The sequence below is a fragment of the Halocatena halophila genome, assembly GCA_027563145.1.
In the GTDB taxonomy this organism is placed as follows: Archaea; Halobacteriota; Halobacteria; order Halobacteriales; family Haloarculaceae; genus Halocatena; species Halocatena halophila.
Genome location: CP071306.1, coordinates 2,526,770 through 2,551,414 on the forward strand (window position 1 = coordinate 2,526,770; position 24,645 = coordinate 2,551,414).

Genomic DNA, 24,645 nt, shown 5'->3' on the forward strand with positions numbered 1-24,645 from the left:
GTGTGCATACAGCCAGTTGGCGGTGAAGATCGGCTCCCCACCGACCTGGAGGTCGTACAGATAGCCATCGTACTCGACGCGCTCGATGTCGGTGATTTCGAGATAGACGAGATCGCCCTCGGTTAACATCCGAAGTTCCTCAAGGAGCGTCCGGGCCTCTGGCTCCAGCGAGCGCTGATCGAGCGTTCGAACGAGTTCCGCGAGAGTCGAAAGCTCGACTGTCTCACCACGAATCGCGGAGCGATCGATGAGCTGTGTGCCGTCATCCAGCGTTTCGCGGAGCGTCTCGAGTGCGTCGGGAATCGTCACCACGAGCTGTCTGGGATCGTCGTCAGATCGTGGCTGTGACGGACGGGTTGCAACGAGCCTGTAGCCCGACGCCGTCCGTTCGATCGATGGAACGAGCCCCAGGCGCAGACAGAGAAATACGAGCCCATTTTTGACGGTATCGGTGGGCGCACTGAGCTCAAGTGCCTGATTGGCAGTCTGCCCGCCGCCGTTTTCGGCACTCATGTAGCCACGCAAAAAGGACTGAACCACGGGCTCGGGCGCGGTTCGAATGACGGCGGGAACGGCCCCCGATCCATCCTCAGAGCGAGCCCCGAGCGACCGGAGCAGCTCGCCGACAACCGGTGGAAACCGCACGTCGGTGCCGTCCCGCTCGAGCGTGCAGTCAAACGTCTGTTCGACCACGGTTTCGACTCGCTCACGGACGGGCTGTGCGTCGATCGAGACGGTGAGTGCGTCCTCGAGCGTGCCGTCTGCGATCAGAAGTCCACACAGCCAGCCGAACGCCTCATCAACGTCGAACTCGCGTGCAATTCCGTGGTTGTCGCCCCGACGAGCGATCTCCATCGATCCACGATCGCCACGGTTGCCGGCCCTTCCGTCGTCGACCATCGACAACGGCAGCGTGGGATTCCCACTCGGATCGTCGACTACAACGTGGGGCGCATCGAGTCGGTCGGCCACGTCGATCGTCTTGTGCTCGCCATCGATCTCGAATGCGCCCGGTGCAACGAGCAGCTCACCCACAGAGAGCTCATCGCCGGCGACCGCCTCGATAGCGCCATCGAATCGAAAGAGACTGTGATTTGCCGTGATCGTCAATGTCCGGCCACACTGGGTGGTGATTTTGAGGAGTGTTTCGTCGCTCACACGATATCTGATGGCTTTCTCGATCGGTTTCGGACTGGCCGTGTGATCGTCCGCGAACGCGAACGTTGTCCAGCCCGCATCGATACACGTTTTCTTCTGGAACTTTCCATCGTACTCGATCGGACAGTCCAGTTCGTTCCAGAACGACTCGAACGAAAGCGTCTGTGGCGTTCCTTCGGCGTCGAACGCACAGAGCTCTGCGTCGGCGACGACGCTCCCACCGCGCTTGTCGGGCAAATACAGCTTACTGAAATTCAATAGCCCATCCATCAATAACATCACACAATCTTCGTCACCATCACACTGTCCAACATACACGCCATTTGCCAGCAGTGTGTGTGTTCGCTCGACCGTACAACAGTAGGTGTACGAAACGTCAGCTTCGACGAACTGAACGTCAGTTACCGTCTCGAATGCTGATGCACTCGCCTGATCACTGTCAGTTGCCGACGGCGAGACCGGCAGTCGATCGCCGACGGCAATCTCGCTTGCCTGAACTTCCTCGAGTGTTTCATCGCGATAGAGCGTGTGATCGGGCGTCAGTCTGAGCGTCGACCCAGAAGCCGTCTCGATTGCTATGAGATGCTCGGGAGCGGGGTGTTTCGAGACCGTGTCGATCGCACTCGTCGTGGGCGTTCCATCTGCCTTGAGCGATGGAACCCTGATTGGTTCATCGAGCTCGACGATTTCCGCCCCGAGGGCGTCGCGTGACGGTGACTCCAGGCGTGATTCCACCAGTTCGTCGATTCGTTCTCGACGCCGGTCGCCCGATGCATCGATGTAGGACAGCTTCGTCGAGGGATGGAAACAGTTCCGACGCTTTGCGGCGTGGAAGTAGGGATGGGCGTAGCCGACGGCGGCCGTGGTGAATCCGACGATCCGTCCGACAACCGCCGCTGACGTGTGGGGTGCCATTCCGAACACCAGCTCGCCAACCAGATCGTCGCGGTCCTCAAGCTCGTAGAACGGCTCCATGTCGTAGTAGCGAACCAGGAGATCATCGACGAAATCGGCGGTCTTGAGCAGGTGTTCTGCTGCCCCCATCGACAACACCACGTCCTGTACGCGCAGCTCCACGAGCTGGTCGGCGTGTTCGAGGGGTTCACCGTCAATATCCTCATCATAACCCAGCGAGCGAAACTGATCGACGGTGACTGACAGCTCCGATGGCCGCACCGCCGTCACCGGGAGATCCGTCATGTCGTACCGGATGGTGCCGTCTTTGAACGCCGACACGCCGTGTTTCGCCCGGAGAATCCCCTTTTCCATCGGCTCGGGGACCTTCTGCTCGGACGTGAGCCCTTTCACGCCTTTGAGAATGTCAAAGCCGTGCTCGCGCTCGGAAAGCGACTCAAGGGCATCGTGATAGGCATCGTCGATATCGATCGACCGATAGGTGACTGGCGAGGCGAGCGACTCACAGCGGGGACACTCGGCCCGGCCGGATTCGTCCGGCTCAACGCGGATTTCACAGTCTCGACACTCATACACCGGGACCGTCACCGTTTCACAGTCCGGACACGTGGCCTCGTACGTACGATTCGTGCAGTCTGGACACTCGCGTCGAGCGATCTGTACGTCGACGGTGCCGACAGATGACTGGAGCGAGTCGGCATGCGAGGCGGCTGCGCTCACGTCGCGCTGGCTACCCCCCGCCTCTCCGATCGGAAAGAGCGTGTGGACTGCCGGGCTCAGCTCGCGGCTTTCTGACTTTTCCGGACGGCCCATTCGGTTGCCGATTCTGGTCGGCGCGCGCTCGCGAACGGTAAACGGTGCGACCTCGTTGACCGCCTTGATGGCGTTCGTTCCCGGTGGATCGTGGACGGCGACTTCTTCCGACTCGCTCCCCCAGGTGAGCGCTCGCTCGGACAGCTCCTCAATCGACCAGGGTTTCTCTAGCGATTCATTCAGCCCGAGCGTTGCCACAAACGGACGGGCGTCCGGAATCTCGATCGTCTCATCGTGCTGAATGTGTTCGATCAACAGCGATTCAAGCGCCGTTCGAACCGGTTCACTCCGATCGAGACGAAGGGTATCACCGTCGAGCTCGCCGTCGGCGACGCTGCTTGCGAGATGGTCGAACTGGCCGACGGTGAGATCGTGCCAGAGATAGGTGTATGCGGGATGGAGTGGCGTGTCGTACTCATTTGCCCATGAAAGCGCCTGCTCTGTGGTTGGCTCCGTGATCGAAACGTGTGGATCATCCCGGAGTGCCTGGAGGTCACCCCCATCGCGCTCGAACGCCTGTGCCCACCACTCGACGGTGAACGAGGCCGGAACGAGTGGATGGTTGTTCTCGACGAACTCCCCGTAGTTGACGAGATACTCCCCGAGATCCAGGACGGCCTCGACGCCGTTTCTGATCTCGATTGCCTCGTCTGGATCATCGATCCGTCTGACCTCGCCGTTGGCGAGCCGTACCGTTGGTCCTTCGATCGTGTCGACTGGAACGACGCCGGCGGCCTTTCCGGGGCGTTCGGTTTTGATCTGTGTTCCCGTAGCCAGAAAGTCGTCCACCAGATGCATCGTTGCTGGATGGACGCCAGCGGTGGCAAAGCCGTGATTTCTGGCGCGTCCATACCGCAGCCGAAAGCCGCCATGGCGTGAGGGATGTGAGAACACCGGCCGACCGGCGATGAGATCGCGCAGAAACTTCGTCGTCGGGTCTGCTCGTGGCGGTCCCGCGGACTCCTCGCTGGGGGCTTCTGTGGTGTCGCTCTCTGTGGCTTGCTCGTCATCGCCGTCATCGTCACCCGACTCGCCGATCGTGCCGTCAATCAGGTCGTCGAGCCATGGCCAGGATAGCTCATCGAGCTGCGTGGTGTAGCGCTTGATTTTCGGAGCTTTCTGAGCAATTCCCTCACCGAGCACGAGACACATCCCGCCGCGTGGGCTGTTGGTGTCGACGCGCTCTAGATCGCGGGTTGCAGACACCTCTGCGTCGCCGGTCGCCTCCCCGTCGAGCATGATCGGACAGTGCTCGGCGATGAACTTCGTCTCCTTGTCTTTGGGCGAGTACTGCAGCCCGGTTTCGTTGTCGTAGATCCCCAACTCCTCTGCGTATCGCTCGATCTCTGCATCACGAGGTTTGTACCGGTCCAGCCCGAGCAGCGTGCGGGCATAATCAGCAACCAGCACCGAGAGTGCCTGTGCCGTTCCGCCGGCAGAGCGGATCGGTCCTGCATAAAACACCCGCACGAACTGCGAGCCATCGTCGTTATCGATCACTTCTACCCGATCGATCCCTTCGATCGGCGCGGCGACAACGCCCTCGGTCAACAGCGCGACAGCCGTTCGAACCGCGCCCTCGATCTTGCCGGCCGTGGTTTCGTAGTTACCGACGGTTCCATCGGCAAAATCCTCTGCCAGGGCAAGCGCTGCTTCCTCGCGACTCATCGTTGCTTCGAGCTCGCGGACCCGATCGGCAACCCCCGGAATTTCCAGGATGTTCTCGACGCGGTCGGCCATGTCCTTTGCAACCGGAATTTCGACCGATGTGGACGGATCACCCCCTTGTTCACGGGCGGTCTCGGCGATCTCGAACGCGTCGTCAAGTTGCGATTCGATCTCCGCAAAGTAGCGGTCGATACCGGTCACAGCTCCCACAGCCCGCACGCGTTGGTCGCCTCGCTGTCAGTGTCTCCGCGGCGGTTGCGCCTGGAAACTGGCCACTGCTGGTCGGACTCGACGCTCCAGTGATGCATGTCTCAGAGTCTGAGCGAGTGCTGCAAAAAAGTTCCCGAACGGACCGATTGAGTGAGCAGTCCACACGAGTGTGTGCTATTGCCAGTCATCGAGCGCGAGCGCTTCGACAACTGGCATCGAAAGCCAGGCCCCATCGCGGCAAATGTCGGCAATGATGACATCACCCGAATCTTCTGCCATCATTACCTCGTGGTCGACGCACGACTTCGACGCCGGGGCCGTATTAGGCACCATAATCCCAGTTGGATCCTCATAAATATAAACGTAACGAAGCCGTCGATCCATGGTACACGAGTGGTACGTATATCAGCACTGAGATCCGTTGAGGATTCTCACGTGAGTGGATGGCAACCCACTCGCAGCTGTCTCTTACTGTGGTATTGAAACCGTGATACCGCACAGTTTCTGCATTTGAAATTGGACACATATGGTTTGTAATATGAGTGATGATATTTGTATACAGTACACATGGGTCGGCGTAAAATCGCAATACAGGGCTGGATTCGGCCAAACCTGTCGATTCGAATATTATCGAAAACAATATAGCATACCTCAATTACAACGGCAAATTTATCACCAAGGATCATTGAGGTGGTGATGGAATGACAGACAATACCGGACTCTCGCGTCGGGGGTTCCTGAAGGCGACCGGTGGTGCGGCGGCGGCGGTGTCGGTCGCAGGCTGTATCGGTAGCGACGACGGCGGTGACAGCGGTGGATCACAGACTCCACAGAAGGGTGGAACGCTGCAGCTGATCAACTCAACGATGAGCACGTTCGATCCGGTGGCGGCTGACGACACCGCGTCCGGTCGTGTCATCCAGCAGCTTCACGACCCGCTCGTGAACTACCCACACGGTGAGGTTGAAGTGAAGAATTTGCTGGCAAAATCAGTTGAGACCAACGAGGACAAGACGGTCTATACGTTCACGCTCAAGGACGCAACGTTCCACAACGGCGACCCAGTGACCGCGAGCGACGTGGTCTACTCGCTCGAGCGCGTTGCAGGATCGCCACACTCAGTCCGGAGCGATTTCATCCTCAACTCGATCGGTGTCACCCACGATACCGACGGCGACGGCAACTACCAGTCGGGCTCGCTCGGCGTCACTGCTGTCGATGAGAAAACCGTCGAGATGGAGATCGAACAGCCGTTCCACGCGGTGCTTGAGGTGCTTGCATACAGCGCCTTCGCGATCGTCCCCGAGGGGATCGTTGGCTCGCTCTCCGATGAGGGCTCGCCGGACAGTCCATCCTCGCAGTACGAGGAGTTCGCGACGAAACAGCCCGTTGGTGCTGGACCGTTCCAGTTCGACCACTGGGAACTCCAGACCGAGGCGGCCGTAAACCGGTTCGATGATTACCACGGCGAAGTGGCGAAAGTCGACGATGTTCTCTGGCACGTCATCGAGGACGACTCGGCCGCGTTCAACAAAGCGATGGGTGGCGAAGCGGACATCTTCGAGATTCCGACGGCCAAATTCGAGAAAAACAGCGTCTCCGAGGATAAAACCGACGACAAAAACCGCGTCACCGGGTCGTACGGACCGGTGCGGGGCAAGACGCTCGATTATCTCAAATACCCTGAGGTTGGCACCTACTACATCGCGTTCAACGAGCAGAACGTGATCAAGCCGGTTCGTCAGGCGGTTGCCTACGTCTTCAACCAGGACGATTTCGTCGAGAACACGATGAAAGGCCGTGCGGATCCGGCATACCACCTCACGCCCGAGCTCATCTACCCTGGTGGTACTGAGGCTGCACAGAAACACGCTGAGCAGTATCCATACAGCCCTGGTGAGAGCGACATCGAGTCGGCAAAGCAGGTGATGCAGGATGCCGGCTTCGGTCCGGACAATCGCTACCAGCTCGAGTTCACGCACTACGAATCGGACACCTACTCGAAGCTGGCCAAACAGCTTCAACAGCAGCTCCAGGGCGCGTTCATCGACCTCTCGATCAACCAGTCGAAGTTCCAGACGCTGCTCCAGCGCGGTGAAAACGGCAGAAACGAGCTCTACTCGCTCGGGTGGATCGCCGACTGGCCACGTCCGGACAACTTCATGAAGCTGCTTTACCCGCCGAACACCGTTACTGGCGATCCAGCGTCGTACACCTATCTTGACTGGGGGCAGACGGATCAGTCGTCTGCTGCCGGAGCGGCCCGAACGGCGTTCGAGACGGTCGAGAGCAACCTCACGCCTACGCAGGAGGCTCAGGACACACGGAATGCGGAGTACGTGAAGATGGAAGAGGCAAACTGGGAGGACGCAATGATCATCCCGACCCATCACAGCGTGACCGAACTCTTCAGTTACCAGGATGTCCATATCCCTGATAAAATCGGCGGAATGGGATTCTCTCGCAACAAATGCAACACGATCTGGAAAGAGCAGTAAACGCGGAATAGATAGTCTATAACCGCCATTTTTCAGCGCGTATGCAGGCGTCTAAACGAAAGAAATAATTGCCACAAACAAAAATGCAGCAACGTATGTTACACGTACACCAATGCGCACGGAGGGGTGAACAGCCGTGAGTCGGTGGAACTACTTCCTCCGGCGATTGGTGCTTGCCGTCCCGGTGGTTTTCGTCGCAATGTCCGCAGTGTTTCTCATCTTGCGGGCGGGGCCACTGGATCCGGTCGCAGCGATTTTAGGACAGAAACAGGACCCGGTAATGGCCCATCAGATCCGACTGCAGCTGGGGATCATCCGGCCGGATGGATCGCCCGTCCCCCTGTGGGAACAGTATCTCGAGTTCATGCATGGACTGATCACGCTCAATTTCGGTCAGTCGTGGGTGATCAGCCGTGGGACGCCGGTGATGGATCTCATCGTCGCCCGCGCCCCGGTAACGATCTGGCTGGGCTTCTGGTCGGTGATGATCGCCCTGCTCATCGGCATTCCGCTCGGTTTCTACGCAGGATTGAATCCAAACACCTCATCGGATTATCTCGCCTCGTTCGGCGGGATCGTCTGGCGGGCAATGCCGAACTTCTGGCTGGCGATCATCCTTTCGAGCGTGCTCGTGAGCTCGCAGTTTTTCACCGAGTCACTGTTCGGTGTGGCACTCTCCTGGCGAGAGTGGCTCTGGGATACCGGCGTGATAGGGGGGCCACCACTGGACAATCTGGCCGACCCCGAGCAGCTGTTTGCTGCGATCAAATGGATCATGCCGGCTGCAATCGTCCTGGGGTCGTCTTCGATGGGCAACGAAATGCGAATTGGACGGACCGCTGTGCTTGAGACGATCAACTCGAACTACGTCGAAACCGCACGCGCGAAAGGGCTTTCCGGTCGGATCATCGTCTGGAAGCACGTCTTTCGCAACGCGTTGATCCCGCTCGTGCCAATCATCTCGGGTGAGGCGTTCTTGCTCGTCGGTGGATCGGTGCTCGTTGAGCTCGTGTTCGGTATCAACGGACTCGGCAAACTCACCTTCGATGCGATCAACTCCGCTGATCTCACGATGGCGGGTGGGATCCTGTTCATCTTCGCCGTGTTCTTACAGGTCATGAACATCATCCAGGACTTTCTCTACACGCTAATCGATCCACGAATCGGGTACGAACAATCATGAGCGAAACTGTTACACAGACGAAGTCGTTTGGCGAGCGGATCCTAGAGCAGCCCGGACCGGCACTCGTGTGGGTGCTTGGCCTTCTAATTTTGGGTGCTCTTGAGATGGGTGCGATCGCGGAGGTGACTGTGGCGATCGTGAGTGCACTAGCGAGTGCGTTCGCCTCACTCGGAACTGCCGTGCTCGGCGGCCCGGTGTTGCCTTCCATTTCGGGGTCGATTGCCGGTGGGTTAGAGAGCGCGGCGACCGTCGCCGCCGGCTTGCCAGATCTGGTGAGTCGATCGGTGATCCCGAACCAGGGATATCAAACTCCAGATGGCGTCTGGCACGGCACCTTCCTCGGGCTCGAACCGAAATACGCCTGGTTGCTCAGGGTGGCGCTGGTGTATGGCTACATGTTCGTGTTTCTCTGGTGGCTCTGGCGTGGCTACCGGACGTACGTGGCCAACTACCGGACGGCTGATTGGACGCCTCGTGACGACATGGTCCGCCGACTTCGCTCTCACAGCTGGGGGAAGTTCGGTATGGTCGTCGTGATCTGTTTCGTCGGGATGGCGATGTTCGCCCCAACTGTGAGTCCGTCGACGGGCGATCAGAACATGTACAACATGAACGCCCACGACATCCAGTACTTCGATGAGGAGACGGGATCGGTCGAGGAAATCTCCGTTCTCCAGGCGAACTTTCAGTCTGCCTCACAGGGGAGTGGCTCGCAGAACGTCGGCCTGTGGCAGTACGATGAGTTCAATCGGTTCCACCCGTTCGGGACACTCACCTCCCCCGGTCAGGATCTGTTCACGTTCATGGCCTACGGAGCGCGGATCTCGCTTCTGGTCGGCGTCGTGGCGATCAGTATTGCACTCGTGCTGGCGGCCGGTCTCGGCATGATCACTGCCTACTACAAGGGACTTGCCGATCTGACCGTGGTGTTCGTCAGCGACACGATCCAGTCGCTGCCGTCACTGCTGGTGTTGATGCTTGCCTCGATGGTCTTCAGCCACCACTGGCTTGGGAAGATCTATAACGGTGGCCTCCTGCTAGCAGTTATGTTTGGTATCGTGTACTTCCCGAATATGTGGCGGTCCATCCGTGGTCCGGCGCTGCAAGTGGCCGAAGAAGAATGGGTCGATGCAGCAAAAAGCTACGGACAGCGCTCGAGCACGACGATGCGGAAACACATGTTACCGTACATTCTAGGCTATCTGCTGATCTACGGATCGATGTCCATTGGTGGTGTCATCATCGGCACGGCCGGACTGACGTTCCTTGGCTTTGGCATCAATCCGCCAGTTCCCGAGTGGGGACGGGCAATCAGTATGGGTCAGGCGTACGTGACGACGCCCGCATGGCACATTTCGTTGCTGCCCGGGCTGTTGATTGTGGTCGTCGTGACGGGCTTCAACGCGCTCGGTGATGGCATCCGAGACGCAATGGACCCCGAAAGCGAGGGTGAAGATACCAGTGCCGGTGTCGGCGCCACCGGTGGAGGTGCGTAAGGAATGGCAACACCAGTTTCACAGACGACGACGGAGTCACCACTGCTGTCGGTGAAGAACCTGCAGACCTCGTTTTTCACCGACAAGGAAACGATACGTGCGGTTGATCGGATTAGCTTCGACATCCATCGGGGTGAGACCGTGGGGATCGTCGGCGAGTCCGGGTCCGGAAAGAGCGTGACAGCGCGCTCGATCATGGGCCTCGTCGATTCTCCCGGTCGCATCGTCGGTGGGAGCGTTCAGTTCAGCGATGTGGATACGGTCGAACGGCTGGCCGAGGAGTATCCAGGCCAGACGATCGATCTCGCAGATATTCGTGCCGAGCACGATCCGGCGGCGCTCATCGAACAGCTGCAGTCCCGGGAGGCAGATCTCTCACGACTGAACGGCCCGGGGATGGCCGATCGTGATCCAGTCGAGCTCGTCCGGGAGGGGTCGGTCACAATGGGTGATCTCGTGGCCGGTGGCTACACCGATCAGCTCGGCATCACTGACGAGGACGCATACATCGTCCGCGACGCTGACGACGGAGGCTTTGTGGACATCACGGGCGCATCGGAGGCTGCCTATCGGAAGATCCGCGGTCGCGGCATCGCAATGATCTTTCAGGACCCGCTTACCTCACTGAACCCGGTGTACACGGTCGGTAACCAGATCAAAGAGGCAATCCGCCTCCACCAGGGATTACAGGGCGATGAGGCCCACCAGGAGGCGATTCGCCTCCTTGAGGCGGTCTCGATTCCGGATGCTCACCGACGAGTCGATGAGTATCCCCACGAGTTCTCCGGTGGCATGCGCCAGCGTGCAGTGATCGCGATGGCGCTCGCGTGCAAACCACAGCTGCTGATCTGTGATGAGCCGACAACGGCACTCGACGTGACGATTCAGGCCCAGATTCTGGAGCTGCTGATGGAGATTCAGGAAGAACGCGACCTGGCGATCATGTTCATCACGCACGACATGGGTGTGATTGCCGAAATCGCAGACCAGGTCAACGTGATGTATTCGGGCGAGCTGGTCGAGAAGGCACCGGTCGAGTCCGTCTTTGGCGCTCCGAAACATCCCTACACCCAGGGGCTGCTCGAGTCGATTCCAGGCCGCCATCCCGACGAGGACCGCCTGCGGACGATCGAAGGCGACGTCCCGACGCCGAACGTGAAACCGACGTACTGTCGGTTCGCCCCCCGGTGTCCGAAGGCATTCGACGCGTGTGATGTGGTCCACCCCGTCAACGTTGATGTGAGCGAGGACGTTGATGATAATCACACGGCAGCATGTCTGTTGTATCCGGAGGATCTCCCCGAGAGTGATGCGGTCGAACACCACCGCAAGCGCGGTGATGGAGGTGATGACCAATGAGTGAACTGCTCCAGGAAGATGATCCAGCGACAAACGAGAACGGCCCGCTCGTTGAAGTTAACGGGCTCAAAACGTACTACGACACCGGTGGGCTATTCGGCTCAAATCCGGTGAAAGCTGTCGATGGCGTTGATTTTGCCATCGATCGCGGTGAGACGCTCGGGCTGGTTGGCGAATCCGGTAGCGGAAAAACCACGCTCGGCAGAACGCTCGTCCAGCTCGAATCGGCGACCGAGGGCGAGGTGCTGTTCGATGGCACGGATGTAACGACGCTTTCTGGCTCCGATCTCAAAAACTGGCGTCGTGAGGCTCAGATCGTCTTTCAGGACCCCGAATCGAGTCTGAACCACCGGATGACGATCGGCGAGATCATCCGCGAACCGCTCGACGTTCACGATTGGCCCAACTTTTCGGTCGCCGTCGACGATCCGGAGGACCGTTCTGTGTCGGTGTCTGGCGACGGTATACGCGCTGATCCGAACGAATCCGCTGATATCACGGTCGAACTCGCAGGCGCTGGACCGTCGATTGCAGTTCGTGATGCGCTCGCGATGAACGCCGATTCGGTGGATGTCTCGGTCTCCGAGCAATCATCGTCGGTGTCGGTCTCGGTGTCGGTCGCCGTCTCGAAAGCCCAGCTCCGGCGGGCTCACGTCAGAGACCTGCTCGAAACGGTTGGTCTCAGAGAGGAACACTACTACCGATATCCCCATCAGTTCTCAGGCGGACAGCGCCAGCGCGTCGGCATTGCCCGATCGCTCGCGCTTGAGCCGGAGTTCGTCGTGCTCGACGAACCAGTGAGCGCACTCGACGTGTCCGTGCAGGCGAAGATTCTCAATCTGCTTGAGGACCTCCAGTCCGAGTTCGGACTGACGTATCTGTTCATTGCACACGATCTCTCGGTGGTGCGCCACATCTGTGATCGAGTGGCCGTGATGTATCTGGGACACATCATGGAGATCGGCGAGACCGAAGAGCTGTTCCAGAACCCGGAGAATCCCTACACCTACTCGCTACTGTCGGCGATTCCGGAGCCGGATCCGACAGCCGACCGCGAACGGGTCACCCTCCGTGGAACGCCACCGAGTCCGCGTGATCCACCGTCTGGCTGTCCGTTCAGCACGCGCTGTCCGGTGAAGATCAGACCCGAGGCGTTTCGGGATGTTGATGAGCACACCTGGGAGAGCGTCGAGACACTTCGGGAGATCCTCCGCGAACGAGAGAATCGCGAGATGGGAGTCAGAGACCACGCGAAAGCACTGCTAGGACTCGAAACCGGCTTTGAGGACTTCGTTGATGTGGCCGAAGAGGTGTTCACCCGCAATGGAAGCCTCGAGGCCGAAGGCGTTGCAACCGAGGGGCTCGACGACTCTGCGCGCATCGAACGAGCGCTTGATGATATCGATCCCGTCGCCCGCGAGCCACTCAAAGAGACGATCGAGCTCGTGCTCGCAGACAAGGAGTCCCGTGCACACGAGCTCCTCGTCGAAACGTTCGAATCTGACTGTGGCGAACAGTCGCCCGAACACCACTCGGTGAGTGACTCCGGTAGAACGAGTTACTGTCACCGCCACCGGTCGGAATTCGATGACACGGCAGTCGCTTTCGACGACCTCCTGTCGAGTGCCGAGTGATGGCCAACGGACCCCCCGTTCGGTATCGCCAGCTGCTCGATCTGCTCGTCTACGACGGAGCGATCACGACGATCGTGCTCCTCGTAGGGCTGCTCGTCGGACTCATCACAGGCGGCGGGCTGGTGACGGCGAAGTTTGTCCTGTTCGTCGTTGGCTTCGTGCTGCTTGCGATCGGCACGTTCAAACTCAGACCGCGACCGCCGTGGAAAGACGAGTCTCGGATCCCATCAATGGACGAACAGCCGCTCCAGATCTGGCTGTACGACCACTGGCCGCTCGACTCCCACGGCTGTAGACCCCCCGATCGGCTGCCGATCGGCCTGAAAATCATGGGTGCGGGCGTGCTCGTGCTCGTGGTCTCGTTCGTTATGGAGTCCGTCTTCGGCGTCGTTCGGTGACCAATTGCCCGAAACAAATTAAATACTTTCTTCATACGTGTTATTTTTGACCGGTCAATGGACGAATACTCGCTTCTCGTTGCTGTAGAGAGTGAGGTTTAATGCCTGGGCGTCCCAGCTGTCAGTATGACCGAATTCGGTGACAGTGAGGACCCATCCGACCGAATTGCGGCGTCCTCCGAGGAGGCCAAATCTGCCTGGCAAGCGACGATCGAGGACATGAACGGCATGGCCAAAGAGCTCGCAGAACAGGGGTGGACGACGACGGCGATCGCTGCCGAGGACACGGCTCCAAATCCACCGGACAGCGAGGATTCGGATCGGTTTGGATTCATTCACGTCATTCCGGACAACCGGGCCACAGAGTTCACCGCGGCGTTCGATCGCGGTCACGGAGCGGGCGGTGGTTTCCAGGAGTATGAGGTGTATCGTTCGGAAGCAGCCGATCGCGCCTTTCAGGTGACGGTGTTGTACGACGAGCCGTCTGCGAACGTCATTTTGCTGGCCGGCAACTACGAACTCCGCAGCGCAGATCCACTGGCCAGAGCGGCGCGAGAGCGCGGTGAGATTTACACCCACGTACAGACGCTCGATCAGACCGTTCTGGGCAGTTTCAAACACGAAAGCTGGGAACACTTTTTCCCGGAGTGAGCGGGGCTCACTACACCCTGGTCCACGAGTATCGTCTGCACACATGTGTAAGGCCTTTGTAGTCCGACGGCGACGGGTTCGATATGGACGTTACAGATGCGATGACACCACGTGACGAGCTGGTTACGGTGTCGATTCCGGGGTCACGAGATGTTGCCCTGGAACACCTTCGTAGCCGGGAGTTTTCCTCCGTCGCGGTTCTCAAAACGGAAGACGGGACCGAAACGTTTCGTGGGCTGATTTCGCGGGAGACGCTGATCGAGAATCCAAACGAAGACCAGCTCGCGTTGCTGGTCGAGGAAGGCCCAACCACGACCGCAGACACCTCGCTCACCGCACTGAGTGCGATGATGGCAGATACCGGAACACGGCGCGTGCCCGTTGTGAGCGACGGCGAGCTTCATGGCATCATCACGATCACGGACGTAATCGACGCCATTGCTGACGGTCAGGCAGACGGTGACCAGTCCGTCGAAGGGTTCGCCACACAGACGGTCAATGCAATCTACGCGGAGACGCCCCTGTCGGTCGCAGAACGCGAGCTTCGCTTTGCCGATTTGCCGTATGCGATCGTCATCGACGATGAGACCGAGATTGCCGGTATTCTCACCGATGCGGATCTGATCGCAGTGGCCGAGATCGTCGAAGGCGAAGACGACACCGGCGGCGCAATGGCGGGCGACGACGACGAATGGATGTGGGAAGGGATCAAAACCGTTGGCAATCGGTATTATCCCACGCGAAACGTCGAGTTTCCGGACGGAACGGTCAGCGATTACATGAGCGATGAGCTCGTGACGGTATCGCGCACACAGACGGCCCAGGAGACCGCCCAGCTGATGATGCGCCATGACATCGAACAGATTCCGCTGGTCAGCGGCGGCGAGCTGATCGGCATCGTCCAGGATATGAATCTGCTGGAGGCAGTATGAGCGAGCCCCTCACCGAGCTGGCCAAACGGCGTGGGTTTTACTTCCAGTCTAGCGATGCATACGGCGGTGCGTCCGGATTTTACACTTACGGTCCCCAGGGTGCAGCACTCAAGCGAAACGTGATCGACGCCTGGCGCGAGCGATTCATCACCCAGGAAGGACACATGGAGATCGACGCGCCGACCGTAATGGGAGAGCCGGTGTTCGAGGCGTCTGGCCATCTCGACACGTTCGATGACATGATCATCGAGTGCCCGGCCTGTGAGCGCAGTTTCCGCGCCGATCATCTCGTCGAAGACGAAACCACGATCGAGGACGCAGAGGCGATGTCGTTCGAAGCAATCGAGGAGACGATCGCCGAGAACGAGCTCAGCTGTCCGTCCTGTGGAAATTCGCTCGCAGACGTTGCGGTGTCAGCGTTCAATCTCATGTTCGAGACGAACATCGGGCCGGGATCGTCCGCACCGGGCTATCTCCGCCCGGAGACCGCACAGGGGATCTTCGTGGAGTTTCCCCAGCTCAAGGAGTACGCGCGCAATCAGCTCCCGTTCGGTGTGGCACAGGTCGGGCGGGCCTACCGCAACGAGATCAGTCCGCGCCGGTCGATCGTCCGCGTCCGGGAGTTCACACAGGCAGAACTCGAGCTGTTCATCGATCCCGAACGAGACACCCCATCGATCGATCGAGTGCAAAATGTCACCGTTCCGCTGTATTCGGCCACCGCACAGGAGGGAGACGGCGAGGTCGTCCGAATGACGATCGGCGACGCTGTCGAAGACGAACTCGTCGAGGAGTGGATCGCGTATTATCTGGCGATCGCCGCAGAATGGTACGAATCGGTCGGGATCGACATGGAGCGATTTCGCTACCGCCAGCACCGACCGGACGAACTCTCACACTATGCCTCTGATACGTGGGATGCAGAAGTGTCGGTCGATGGAAACTGGATCGAGCTCACCGGCTTTGCCTATCGAGGAGCATACGATCTGACGAAACACGACGACTACTCCAACGAGGAGTACACCATCTTCCGACAGTACGACGAGCCGGTCACTGTCGAAGAGCCATCCGTCGATCCAGAGATGAGCGTGCTCGGGCCGGAGTACGGCTCGGACGCCGGCAAAATCGCCGACGAGCTGGCGTCGCTGGCAGAGTCCGATCCTGACGCGTTCGACGCAGAATCCGTGACTGTCACCGTTGATGGCGACGCGTATACGATCGCAACGGATGTGGCGAACTTCTCGAGAACGGCAACGAAAAACGGCGAGCACATCACGCCACACGTCGTCGAGCCGTCGTTCGGTGTCGATCGACTGCTGTACACGATACTGGCGCACAACTACCGCGAAGACGAGGTTGAGGGCGAACGCCGCCGTTCGCTGTCGCTGCCGTCGTCGATTGCGCCCACAACGGTTGGCGTCTTCCCGTTGATGACCAAAGACGGTCTCGACGACCGTGCCAGAGAACTCGCTCGCAAACTCCGCGTCGCGGGTTTCACCGTTACGTACGACGACTCCGGGCAGATCGGCCGGCGCTATCGACGCCAGGACGAAATCGGGACGCCCTTCTGCGTCACGGTGGATCACGAATCGCTTGAGGACGATACGGTGACGGTTCGCGAGCGCGATACGATGGCCCAAGAGCGCGTCCCGGTGGACGCACTCGAGGACTATCTCACAGAACGGACGTAAATGCACCCTGAGGAACAGCGACGACTCGTTCACTGCTCCGGCGCGCTCGTGCCACTGGGCTATCTTCTGGGGATGATCAGCTGGCGGACTGTGCAGCTGTTGTTTGCTGTTTGTAGTCTCTGTGCGCTCTGTCTCGAGTGGGCACGACTTTCCGAGCAACTCGAGCTCGGGCCGTTTGCGTCCATGTTGCGCGAGTACGAACGCGACGGTCCAGCTGGGTATCTGCTCTATTTTCTCGGCACAGTCGTCGTCGTGTGGACCGTTTCACCAACGATCGCGGTGCCATCACTGTTGGTGTTGATGGTCGCTGATCCCCTGATTGGCGTATTGTACTCCGGTGGGACACCACCAAGCAAGCCAGCACACGTGCTGGCGGCGATGTTCGTGGTGAGCTGGCTCCTCGCGATTGCCTTTGTGGGGCCGGTAGCGGCGATCTGTGGCGCGATTGGGGCGACGATTGCGGACGGAAAGAAACCGATCGTTTTCGGACACGTCATCGACGACAACCTCTCGATTCCCCCACTCGTGGCGCTCGGTATTCTTCTCGGAGATGCGGTGACGATACTGGTATAGCTCCCGCTGGTGACGTTCACTGGCCAGGCAAAAGCACTGCGCGAAATCGCACGTTGCCGGTTGACATGCGTTCGAATGCCCTGGATGCGTCTTCGAGCGGATAGGTTTCGATCATTGGTTCGATTCCGTGGAGGGCACAGAATTCGAGTGCATCCTGTGCGTCGCGTGCATGTCCTGCGTTCCATGCCTGCATCGATTGGCGGTTGGCGATGAACTGAGAGAGCGGGAGTTCGACCGGATCGTGGGGCTCGGCGATGACTAGCAGCTGCCCGTTCTCTTTGAGACCGCCAGCAATCGAGCCAATCGCCTGGGCGTTCGGAGCCGTTGTAAGGATCACGTCTGCTCCGCCCATCGATTGCAGTGCTACAGCTGGCTCTTGCTCGTTTGCGTCGAGGTAGTGGTCGGCACCAAGTTCAAACGCGAGCGATTCCTTCGCTGGTCCCCGGGAAACAGCAACGGTCTCAAAGCCCATTGCCGTCGCGATCTGGACACCCATATGTCCAACGCCACCGATCCCCTGGATTACAACCAGATCCCCAGACCCTGCCGGACTCGATCGGAGCGAGTTGAACGGGGTGAGTCCCGCACACACGAGCGGTGCAGCCGCTGGTGCGTCGAGCTCGTCCGGAATGCGTGCGAGTGCCTCGGCTGGTGCCGTCGTATACTCAGCGTATCCACCGTCGAACGTGATCCCCGTGATCGATCCGTTCTCGCAGTTGACAAAATCGCCGCGTCGACAGGGATCACAGACGAAACAGTGGCCACCATGCCAGGCGACACCGACTTGATCCCCGATGTCCCATTTCTCCACATCGGTGCCCACCACGTCAATTTGTCCAGCGATTTCGTGGCCAGGGATGTGCGGATAGTTAATCCCCGGGTACGCTCCCTCTTTGAGAACTGCATCCCCGCCACAGACGCCACACGCCTCGACGGCAATCCGCACCTCCTCGGGGCCAGGATCAGGAATTGGTTGATCGACGTGCTCGAAGTCTTCTCCAGCTGCACTGACTTGTACGGCTTTCATTGGCTCTCCTCTCCGTATATCAAGAACCAGCGATGAAATAACGATCCCCTGATATGAATTTAAGTAATCAGTATGATGTTCTGTATACTGGTGTCGTGCAACTGTTACGATGAGTGCTTGCGTGCCCCCTTTCGACGACCAGATCGCGTCCGAGAACACAGCGAACAGAAGCTGTTGTCGATCTTCGAGCATAGGGGTGGCTGAGATTAGCCTCGCCCGCCCGGACGGGAACGCTTAAGCTGCCGTGCCGGGGTAGCTACCACAATGGCGGCCGGAACGTCAGCGATCGATCTCGACCATCACCTGCTCACCCCAGAGCTGCTAGAGCGACGCGAGTATCAGCTCTCGCTTGCGAACACGGCGTGCTCGGATCACACGCTCGTGAGTCTGGCAACCGGACTGGGGAAAACGACCGTGAGTCTGCTCGTGACGGCCCATCGACTGGGGGCGTTTGAGGAGCAGTCCTCGCGAGCGCTGTTGCTCGCGCCAACCAAACCACTGGTCGAACAGCACGCCTCGTTCTATCGCGAGGCGCTGACGATCGATGACGAACGGATTGTCGTCTTCACCGGCGGTGTGTCGCCCGACGATCGGGCCGAACTGTTCGAAGACGCCCGCGTCGTCGTTGCGACGCCCCAGGTGATCGAAAACGATCTCATAGCCAACCGAATCTCACTCGAGACCGTCGTTCACTGCACGTTCGATGAGTGTCACCGGGCGACCGGCGACTACGCCTACAACTACATTGCAGAGCGCTATCATCAGGACGCCGTGAATCCGTTGGTGACGGCGATGAGCGCCTCGCCTGGCGGCACGAAAGAGGAAATTCTGACGGTCTGTGAGAATCTCGGGCTGTCCGATGTGGCCGTCATGACCGAAGCCGACGCCGACGTGAGCGAGCACACCTACGAAACGACGATCGACTGGGAGAAGATTGAGCTTCCAGAAGCAATCATTACCATTCGGGATTCGCTCAACGACGTCATTCGTGACCGTCTCGAAGCGCTGCGCGAACTTGGCGTCACAAACGTTTCGAGTCCGGACTGCTCACAGAAACAGCTCAACGCAATGCGTGGAAAGCTCCAGCGGCTGATCGACGCCGGCAACAGCGACGGTTATGAGGGGATGTCGATCCACGCCGAGCTGATGAAGCTCCGTCGGGCGGTCGAACTGGTCGAAACACAGAGCGTCGAATCACTCCGGCGGTATTTCGAACGCCAGCGCAACGCGGCCAAATCCTCCGGTGCGTCGAAAGCTGCCCAGCGATTCGTGAGCGATCCAGCCGTTCGTTCGGCGATGGACGCCGCCGAATCGTTTGACGACCTTCACCCGAAGTTCCGCCGCGCCCGCATTTTGCTCGCCCAGACGCTGGGCATCGACGATGGCGAGCGCGTGATCGTATTCACGGAATCGCGCGACACGGCAGAAACGCTCACCTCGTTTTTCAACGATCATTTCGAAACCCGCAAGTTCGTTGGGCAGGCCGACACGGATGGCTCAGACGGGATGACCCAGACTGAACAGCGCAAAACCTTAGAGGCGTTTCGCGAGGGCGAATTCGAGGTGCTGGTTTCTACTTCGGTCGCCGAGGAGGGCCTCGACGTGCCGGAGGTGGATCTGGTGTTGTTCTACGAACCAGTCCCCAAGGGCATTCGCTCGATTCAGCGGAAAGGCCGAACCGGCCGTGGGCGTGAGGGCCACGTGGTGGTGTTGCTTGCCGAGGATACCCGCGATGAGGCTTTCTTCTGGATTTCCCGTCGTGAAGAAAAACGCATGCAGTCCGAGCTCGAATCGCTCAAGGAGGTGGCCGGTGCGGTTCGATCGGAGCTCACACCCCCGGGTGCGACACACCCCACAGACGAGCAGTCGGCACAGCCCCAGGCCGGCCAGACCGCGCTTGATGCGTTCGAGCAACCAGCGGAGCCAGCCACTGAGGAGACGATTGACGGCCCCAAACCGACTCCCAGCGACGAAGACGGTGTCGAAATCGTCATCGATCAGCGAGAGCTTGACGCAACGATCGCCAGATCACTCTCGACGCGCGATCAGCTCACCACCCGGCTCGAAACGCTCGATGTGGGTGATTACATCTGCTCGGATCGGGTCGTCGTCGAACGGAAATCAGTCAGTGACTTTCTGGATACGATCGTTGAGGGCGATCGATCGCTGTTTGAGCAGATCAGCGCAGCGACCCGGAGCTATCAGCGCCCAATCGTCCTGGTCGAAGGATCACAGGACGCGCTCTTTGAAGGGCGAAACATCCATCCGAACGCGATTCGAGGCGCACTGTCGTCGCTTGCGATCGATTTCGGGGCGAGCGTGCTGTTTACGCCAGACGAAGACGGCACCACCGAGCTGCTGGCCACGATCGCCAAGCGCGAACAGCTTGACGACGACCGAACCGTGAGTGTTCACGGGGACAAACACAGCAAAACGGTGGCCGAACAACAGGAGTACGTCGTGAGTGCGATCGCAGAGGTCGGTCCCGTCACCGCCCAGGCGCTCCTCAGTGCGTTTGGCACCGTCGAGAACGTAATGACCGCCACTGAAGACGATCTCCAGACCGTCTCTGGGGTCGGTGAGGTAACCGCTTCTAGAATTCGGGACGTTCTCACTGCCGAATACTGAACATATCAGCACCGAATATTTATTACGGTAATTGACCAGTGTACAGCTGTATGAGTCAGAGTAACGCGATCAGTCGATCGGAGTTTCTGGTCTGGAACGACACCTCCATACGCAAACGCGCGATTATAGCGGGCGCGATACTCGGTGCGTTGGTGAACCTGAGCGCAATGGTTGTCCCGCTGTTCACGACGATTGGCGGCGGGATTATCGCGGGAATCGTGGCGGGCTACTGGATCGGTGGGCTGCGCGGATGGATTCACGGGCTGCTTGCAGGCGTTGGAGCGGGACTCGTTGGTGGCTGGGTGGTCGCGTTCATGGGAGCGCTCCTCGGTATGTACATCGCGCCACCGCTGCTCGTCTTGCAACTGGCGGGGCTCCAGTCGCCCGTCTTTTCTGCGTTCGGCGGAACGGTGTTCCTGGGACTGGTGGTCGGGCTGTTCATCATCTTCGATGGGATCATTGGTGGCCTTCTCGGCGCAGCTGCTCGGTCGGGTGTCGATCAGGTGCTCGGTCGATAGCTGATCGATCCCCGTTTTTGAAGACTCTGACTCAGTGATTTCGACGATGGTTTTCAACGACCCGATTATTCTCGCACGAGCTTTTTATCAGTGCGGCGATGGTGCGGTGGTATGACACGATCGGTTCGTTCGAAGCTGTATGATCTGACTGGCATTGAAGGCAAAAGCATCGAAGCAATCGTGATTGCATCGCTGTTTGGTGCATTCCAGGCGATCATCGTCTTCCATTTCGGGGACGTGACGGGTGTGAAAATGATCGGCGCATCAGCTGGCCACTGGGATAAGATCACCGGTGGGCTCATGGTTATCGTCTACAGTCTCATCTTCGGTGGGATCTTCCTGGGTGTCATCGCCGGCTCGGTCAATCCGTTCGTCACACGCGTGATCATGCTCTCACAGAACTCCGCTCTGTTGCAGAAGTTTCTCGTGCCACTGCTGACGCGATCTGCGCTCGGCGTTACACTGTTGGCGATCGGACAGCTCTACGGTATTATCATTGGACTCGTTTTCCACGGCATCCTCTTGCAGCTGTGGCTAGAGGCGATCGGAGCCCCAGCTCAGTTCCCGGCGTTCGGCCTGGCCTCAACGGTGGCCTGGATGGCCTACGGCGCGACGATGGGCCTCGTCTACGGACTGCTCATGGAGCAGTAACTGGATCTTAACGCAACTGAATATGATCGTTCAACGAATGACGTGCACTGAACGAAAGTATTCTCTGTCTACCTCCTGTTTTCGGGCAATAGGAGCCTTCTCGAGAATTCCATGTTAAATGCCCACGTATAGCCGGGTAAAAGTTCTCACAGAGTGACATAGAAACCTTGCCCGGGTCGATGCGTCCAGAAACGGATGATGCCAGACACTGTGTCTGGTCGGGAAGCCAGCTGTGAAATGTCGTCATCAGTGCCACCGAGTGAACAGACTCGATTACGATATGTTCATTTCGGCAGATATATATGGTTTCCCGACATCGGCCACTTTGGCACGCACGACATTGTCAACCATGTACGATAAACGCACGTTCGGTAAGGGAATGGGTGCATCGATCGCGGTACTCGCAGTGGTGGTGTTGGTGATGCTGTCTACGACGGCATACGCAGTGCCACTCGCCGGTATCGGCGGATTCCAGATTTCGGCCGATTCTCTGTCGGCCGATTCGGCATTCATCTACCCTGGCTACGACGATACGAGCAATCAGGAGGGCTACCCGATGGCGGTGATCGAGCAGGAGGGAGTGACGATTGAGGGAATGGAGCTCACCAAAACGTTCGACGTGAGTTCCATTCCGACGCTGGACGGGAACGCCCGCATCATGATGACGGCGAGCGACACGGTAACCGCCGACCAGCAGATGGTCAAGGTGAGCTCGCTTTCTGCCGATACGGCGACGTTCAACCAGCAGGTCATCGATGAGGCGAATTCAAACAGCCCAGCACAGCAGTTTGGTATCTGGGCCGGTGACGCGTCCACCGAGCAGGATAAGCTGACCGAGACCCGCCTCATCTCGCTGGAAAACGATGGACCGGCACAGACGCTCGAAGGCGCTGACATCCAGGCGCACTACCTGGCGTCCAGCTCGATCAGCCTGCCTGGACTGAGCCTCGACGTTCAGTATGATTCGGACGGAGACGGAAACTACAACGAGTAGATCCTGACACCGTCTTCGTGAATTCTGCTAGGCATCCCAGCTATAATGTCAAATTCAAATCATAATTCGAAGGAGAGCCGACGACAACGGTTCACCGACTGGCGACAGCGCCGTCCCGTGTTCGGTGGGTTGTTGGTGATACTCGGGAGTGTCCCGATGTACTACGTGTCGATACTCATCGCCAAGGATGTCATCTTCCTGCGAGGGGGATCGTTCATCATCGCGGGGCTGGTCGTTGCCTCCGGGATCTTCCTGGCTGGGGTGTTCACACTGACACGACCCGAGTACACCACCATCCTCGGCTACGTTGGTCTCGTGTTGATTGTTCCGTCGCTCGTGTTCACGCTCGGCGGTCTCGTGATCGGCGCGTTGTTCGTCTTGCTCGGCTCGAACCTCTGTCTCGCGTGGGAATCGGAGGTTGTCGAACAGCATTCCCCTCGAGAGCTGCTCACAAACGATGACGAATCGTCAGATGAGCCTTCGGGATTGCTTGACCGGTGGCGATAACACATGCGATCGAACATATTTCATCGACTGCGCACGATCCGACCTCGAACGGTCGCCGTGGGCGTTATCACGACGATGTTGGTGGTGAGCGCTGGCTTTGCTGTCGTCTCTTCCGGGCAGGAATCCCCGCCCGGCGTTGACGACCGAGTCACGTATACGATCACGACGGGAGGTATTTATCCGGACAGCAGTCTTCTGGGCGACACTTCGGGACATATCTGTGCCGAAAAGCTCTCAGAGGATGTGAATCGAGTCAAAATAGACGATGCCAGACTGGAAGATGTTGATATTTACGTCGGTCAGGAGGGCTCGATTCAGTCACACATCCAGTTCGACTCGGCAGAGGTAAATCGAAATCTCGTGTTGTACACGAACGGCGAGAGCGCGCTCGTGGACACGCTCGCCGAGCTCGGCGACCTGGGTGGTGGTGAGCTCTGCCTTCCGGAGGGGATCCCGAATCCAATTCCGACGACACTGGAGGTGTACTGGCTTGGTGTGTACAACCTCAATCCAGAGAACCTACAGATCAGCTCTTCGGGTACGATTCCGGATAATCTGCCCGATCCCACGCTCGATGAGGTGTTGAACGAGACGAACGCCACCGAAGACGATCTGATCAGTGAGAACGGAACCAGCAACGAGACGACCAACGAAACGACGAACGAGACGGTGACGCCAACGCCAGTAGCGACGACACAGGCGTCGGGATCCTCGACGCCACCGGCCACCACACCGGGTTCGACGTCAACACCGACAGCGCCACCGACTGAATCGTCGACGCCGACTGCTTCATCGACAGCAACCAGTTCGTCACCCCAGACCGACGCACAGACTGCAGCCGGCTCGGTAAAGCCGACTGCATCACCCACACCCGCACCTGCAACGCCTACTGAACCATCCGCCGAGGTCCAACGAGTACAGTCGACGGCGACTCCGAGTTCCTCTGTGGAGACACAAACAACGACACCGACGGAAAGTGACGACGAAGGGCTCCTTGAAGGGATCGTCTCGTCGCTCTTTGGTTGAGCACACTCCGTCGTGGTGTCGGTCAGTAATTTTTTGTAGTACGAGCACATTTCGCACAGAGACTGGTTAGCACTCGGGAAAGTGTATGTGTGTTCAGTTGCATGCATAGACATAC

At 58.8% G+C, this 24,645-nt stretch carries 18 protein-coding genes and 1 pseudogene; 16 read left to right on the top strand and 3 right to left on the bottom strand.

The window, feature by feature from the left end; all coding sequences use genetic code 11:
* Nucleotides 1-9 precede the first annotated feature (9 nt).
* Together polC and JXQ78_RS13485 are read right to left on the bottom strand one after the other, a co-directional pair.
* Nucleotides 10-4,755: pseudogene (polC, locus tag JXQ78_RS13480) on the bottom strand (DNA polymerase II large subunit); the annotation flags it as partial.
* A 183-nt stretch (nt 4,756-4,938) separates the two neighbouring features.
* Complete coding sequence (locus JXQ78_RS13485; protein WP_330631288.1) at nt 4,939-5,097, bottom strand: DUF7556 family protein; 159 nt, start codon at nt 5,095-5,097, stop codon at nt 4,939-4,941.
* Nucleotides 5,098-5,465: 368 nt separating this feature from the next.
* On the opposite strand from JXQ78_RS13485, the gene JXQ78_RS13490 reads away from it, so the two are divergent.
* The 10 genes from JXQ78_RS13490 (at nt 5,466) to JXQ78_RS13535 (ending at nt 17,179) form a co-directional block, all read left to right on the top strand.
* Complete coding sequence (locus tag JXQ78_RS13490) at nt 5,466-7,262, top strand: ABC transporter substrate-binding protein (RefSeq protein ID WP_330631289.1); 1,797 nt, start codon at nt 5,466-5,468, stop codon at nt 7,260-7,262.
* 136 nt (nt 7,263-7,398) lie between these two features.
* Nucleotides 7,399-8,445 carry an ABC transporter permease gene (locus JXQ78_RS13495; RefSeq protein ID WP_330631290.1) on the top strand — a complete coding sequence of 349 codons (1,047 nt, stop codon included), beginning with the start codon at nt 7,399-7,401 and terminating at the stop codon, nt 8,443-8,445.
* Entirely contained in the window at nt 8,442-9,941 is a 1,500-nt protein-coding gene (locus JXQ78_RS13500; RefSeq protein WP_330631291.1) for an ABC transporter permease, read from the top strand. The genes JXQ78_RS13495 and JXQ78_RS13500 overlap by 4 nt, the downstream gene beginning before the upstream one ends.
* 3 nt (nt 9,942-9,944) lie before the next feature.
* Nucleotides 9,945-11,300: an ABC transporter ATP-binding protein gene (locus tag JXQ78_RS13505; protein ID WP_330631292.1), complete on the top strand. Its 1,356-nt coding sequence runs from the start codon at nt 9,945-9,947 to the stop codon at nt 11,298-11,300.
* The gene (locus JXQ78_RS13510; protein ID WP_330631293.1) at nt 11,297-12,934 is read left to right on the top strand and encodes an ABC transporter ATP-binding protein; all 1,638 of its coding nucleotides are present in this window, start codon (nt 11,297-11,299) and stop codon (nt 12,932-12,934) included. Before JXQ78_RS13505 ends, JXQ78_RS13510 begins: the two co-directional genes overlap by 4 nt.
* On the top strand, nt 12,934-13,332 hold the full coding sequence (locus tag JXQ78_RS13515; protein ID WP_330631294.1) for a DUF7555 family protein: 399 nt from the start codon (nt 12,934-12,936) through the stop codon (nt 13,330-13,332). The genes JXQ78_RS13510 and JXQ78_RS13515 overlap by 1 nt, the downstream gene beginning before the upstream one ends.
* Nucleotides 13,333-13,458: 126 nt before the next feature.
* Complete coding sequence (locus JXQ78_RS13520) at nt 13,459-13,983, top strand: DUF7529 family protein (RefSeq protein ID WP_330631295.1); 525 nt, start codon at nt 13,459-13,461, stop codon at nt 13,981-13,983.
* Between the two features lie 83 nt (nt 13,984-14,066).
* Complete coding sequence (locus tag JXQ78_RS13525) at nt 14,067-14,915, top strand: CBS domain-containing protein (RefSeq protein WP_330631296.1); 849 nt, start codon at nt 14,067-14,069, stop codon at nt 14,913-14,915.
* A complete protein-coding gene (glyS, locus tag JXQ78_RS13530; RefSeq protein WP_330631297.1) occupies nt 14,912-16,606 on the top strand; it encodes a glycine--tRNA ligase in 1,695 nt (564 codons plus the stop codon). The genes JXQ78_RS13525 and glyS overlap by 4 nt, the downstream gene beginning before the upstream one ends.
* Nucleotides 16,607-17,179 (top strand): dolichol kinase, encoded by a 573-nt coding sequence (locus JXQ78_RS13535; protein WP_330631298.1) that lies wholly within the window; start codon nt 16,607-16,609, stop codon nt 17,177-17,179.
* Nucleotides 17,180-17,195: 16 nt separating this feature from the next.
* Here JXQ78_RS13535 and JXQ78_RS13540 read toward each other — a convergent pair whose 3' ends face one another.
* A complete protein-coding gene (locus JXQ78_RS13540) occupies nt 17,196-18,206 on the bottom strand; it encodes an alcohol dehydrogenase (RefSeq protein WP_330631299.1) in 1,011 nt (336 codons plus the stop codon).
* 264 nt (nt 18,207-18,470) lie between these two features.
* Between JXQ78_RS13540 and JXQ78_RS13545 the strand changes: the two genes are divergently transcribed.
* The 6 genes from JXQ78_RS13545 to JXQ78_RS13570 all read left to right on the top strand — a co-directional run bounded on the left by JXQ78_RS13545 (nt 18,471) and on the right by JXQ78_RS13570 (nt 24,530).
* Nucleotides 18,471-20,834: a DEAD/DEAH box helicase gene (locus JXQ78_RS13545; RefSeq protein ID WP_330631300.1), complete on the top strand. Its 2,364-nt coding sequence runs from the start codon at nt 18,471-18,473 to the stop codon at nt 20,832-20,834.
* A gap of 50 nt (nt 20,835-20,884) precedes the next feature.
* Nucleotides 20,885-21,352, top strand: a complete 468-nt coding sequence (locus JXQ78_RS13550) for a DUF5518 domain-containing protein (RefSeq protein WP_330631301.1) — start codon at nt 20,885-20,887, stop codon at nt 21,350-21,352.
* 111 nt (nt 21,353-21,463) lie between these two features.
* Complete coding sequence (locus JXQ78_RS13555; protein ID WP_330631302.1) at nt 21,464-22,003, top strand: hypothetical protein; 540 nt, start codon at nt 21,464-21,466, stop codon at nt 22,001-22,003.
* A 349-nt stretch (nt 22,004-22,352) separates the two neighbouring features.
* Nucleotides 22,353-22,997: a DUF6230 family protein gene (locus JXQ78_RS13560; RefSeq protein WP_330631303.1), complete on the top strand. Its 645-nt coding sequence runs from the start codon at nt 22,353-22,355 to the stop codon at nt 22,995-22,997.
* A gap of 45 nt (nt 22,998-23,042) precedes the next feature.
* Nucleotides 23,043-23,504 (top strand): DUF6114 domain-containing protein, encoded by a 462-nt coding sequence (locus tag JXQ78_RS13565; protein ID WP_330631304.1) that lies wholly within the window; start codon nt 23,043-23,045, stop codon nt 23,502-23,504.
* A gap of 3 nt (nt 23,505-23,507) precedes the next feature.
* The gene (locus JXQ78_RS13570; protein WP_330631305.1) at nt 23,508-24,530 is read left to right on the top strand and encodes a hypothetical protein; all 1,023 of its coding nucleotides are present in this window, start codon (nt 23,508-23,510) and stop codon (nt 24,528-24,530) included.
* Nucleotides 24,531-24,645: the final 115 nt, after the last annotated feature.